This is a genomic window from Pseudomonas sp. P5_A12 (assembly GCF_056400685.1).
In genome coordinates, this window is the sequence record NZ_JBFUKU010000477.1 from 1 (window position 1) to 2,552 (window position 2,552).

The following is a 2,552-nucleotide window of genomic DNA, read 5'->3' on the forward strand; positions in this document are numbered from 1 at the left end:
TCTCAATGGCATCGTCGGGCTCCGATTATTCCCTGCCAATGTATGCGCAATAGCTACGATCTCCGTATAACACGGCAGATTGGGGTCTTCGGTTCTGCTTCATCGAGCAGCACCGCTACCACTGCTTGCGTACCGAGCGGGTTGCGCATCAATGCTTCCGAGCTCCGCGGAGCATCCTCGGATCTTCTTGGTTCAGGCAAACCAGCCTGACAGCCGTTCACCATAAGCACTACAGATTCGGCAGTACTTGAACGACAGAACCATGGATATTAGCGAATGGGCAAATTCACACGGAAAATTGTGCCCTGCACCAGTGTCGACTCGACCGCTATCTTTCCTCCATGGCCCTCGACAATCTGAGCCGCTATGAATAATCCCAGCCCGAGGCCAGATGATGCTCCTTTTTCGCCCTGGGAGTATTTGGAGAAACGCCTGTTCGGATTAAAGAGAGAGGCGAGTGCGCTGGGTGGAATAGGCTCTCCGTAATTTTGCACGCAAAAGCAAGCGGTGGCGCCATCCCCATTCAGGGTGACGTTAATTGGAGACTGCACTTTGCCRTGTCGCACGGCGTTGCCAATGAGATTCGAGAAAACCTGTGCCATACGTGATGGGTCGTACTGGCCGGTTACCGTTTCCGAGTCGGTGAAAATGATTTGTGCGTTTGGGTGCGCGGTGGTGAGCTCATCCACGACTGACTGGCAAACAGACGTCAGGTCAGTTTTTTCCGGTCGTACCGGGATTCCAGTTCCCAGGTTGCAGCGTGCCAGGTCAAGCAGGTCATTCACCATCTGGTTGGCGGTTTGAGCGCTTGTAGTAATTTGCGCAATTATTCTTTGTCCACGAGTGCCCAGCTCTTCCGTTTGCCTCAACAGATCGGCACCCAGCGTCACAGCACCCAATGGTGTGCGAAGGTCGTGTCCTAGCACGCCCAATACTGTTTTTCGAGTCGTCTCCACCGCTTGTCCATACGCTGCTATGGACTCGACAAGCGCCTGATCGATTGCCTCGTTGAATCGGATCATGTCCAGAATTTGATGGTCTTCCCCTGAATATCCTTGGGTCAGCCAGAGTCTGAGTACGCTCGACCTGAGGGCGCGATATTCTGAAACCATTTGGTCTAGGGTGAACCCCGCCATGAGGCGCGTAATGGCATGACTTTGAGCGGCCGATTCATCATCTATTACAGGCCCGAGCCCATGGGATTTGTCGATCTGTTCTTGAGGGGTTTGAGAGGTGCACATATCGAGTGCCACACTCCTCAAAATGAACTCGGCATGGTCTCTGAGACCTAGCGGCCCCATAGCTGGCATCGGGGTGTCCACGGACCTGGCGAACTCCTCCCACGCTTGCAGAATAGGCTCCTGGTTTTCGAGGATGAAATCTGAAAGTCGCATAGCAATCCTCGAGCGTCCCATTGATGATGAAGGCATCAGTCAGAAAAATTTGTTCGATAGAATCAGGCTAGCGGAATGCCGAAGATCGGCAATAGATCCGGCGCGAAATACCGCTTGTCAGGTGCCCGAAACGATTACTTTCTGTGACAACACTAACGTTGAAGGTTTAGGAATCTTAACCATGCCTCCCACAGTGCTCGTCGTAGAAGATGATGAAATATTACGTTCAATGACTGGGGACGCGATTTCACTGCTAGGTATCTGTGTGATTGGTTGTGCATCCGCAGATGATGCTCTTCCCATGCTGGAAGGCTCGTCTGCAATAGTCTTGGTAATGACTGACATCTGCATGCCGGGCAGTATGGATGGACTGGAATTGGCTCAAGTGATCTGGTCGCGTTGGCCTTTATTGCCAGTCATCCTCACATCAGGCAATAGATCCATGCCTGATGGGATGATGCCTCCTCACTCTTTTTTCCTGCGCAAGCCGTGGACGCTGGATGCACTGCATCAAGCGGTTAAGACGTATCTGCCTGCCTAATACCAGCAACGATGCTTGCCATTGCGTGTTAGTGAGTGACAGCTTTTGGCCGCTCTATGCAGGTCGCCTCTTGGGCGTGCATTGGTCAAACGCACGCAAACGGTGGTCACCACGGATGCAAATGCCTCGTCGGTAGCATTGCTGCGACATCCTGCCCGGATTCTTCTGCGGCGCAGGAGCATGAGGCTGAAAACGGGAGATGGATGGGGCGCCGGGCACAGACGCCCATCCGATGACTGCAGCTTCAGCGCATGTGCACGTAGGTACCCGGCGCAGCCTCCGCAGCGGCATAGGCCCTGTTGCCCAGTTTTTTGGGAGCTTTTTTGTGATCGCCCGAGCGTGCCTGCAGCCAGGCCTGCCAGTGGGTCCACCAGGAGCCCGTTTGCTTACTGGCCGATTCCATCCACTCCTGTGCCTCGACTGGCAGGTTGCTGCCGGTCATGAAGTGCGCCTTGGGGTTGCCCGGCGGGTTGAGGATGCTCTGGATATGCCCGCTGTTGGACACCACGAACTCGCCCTCACCGCCAAACAGATGCATGGAGCGGTAGCAGGCGTCCCACGGCGTGATGTGGTCTGTCAGGCCTGCGATGCAGTAGAAGTCACTGGTGACCTGACCG

General features: G+C 54.6%; 2 protein-coding genes and 1 pseudogene. 1 reads left to right on the top strand and 2 read right to left on the bottom strand.

All coding sequences use genetic code 11. The features are described 5' to 3' along the window. Positions 1–269 precede the first annotated feature (269 nt). Positions 270–1,394 (bottom strand): ATP-binding protein, encoded by a 1,125-nt coding sequence (locus AC1DSG_RS30090; protein WP_477794126.1) that lies wholly within the window; start codon positions 1,392–1,394, stop codon positions 270–272. Here AC1DSG_RS30090 and AC1DSG_RS30095 point away from each other — a divergent pair. Beyond that, a complete protein-coding gene (locus AC1DSG_RS30095; protein ID WP_477794127.1) occupies positions 1,375–1,935 on the top strand; it encodes a response regulator in 561 nt (186 codons plus the stop codon). The two genes, AC1DSG_RS30090 and AC1DSG_RS30095, sit on opposite strands and share 20 nt — an antisense overlap. A gap of 244 nt (positions 1,936–2,179) precedes the next feature. Here the strand turns inward: AC1DSG_RS30095 and AC1DSG_RS30100 are convergent. Next, positions 2,180–2,552, bottom strand: a pseudogene (locus AC1DSG_RS30100) (class II poly(R)-hydroxyalkanoic acid synthase); the annotation flags it as partial.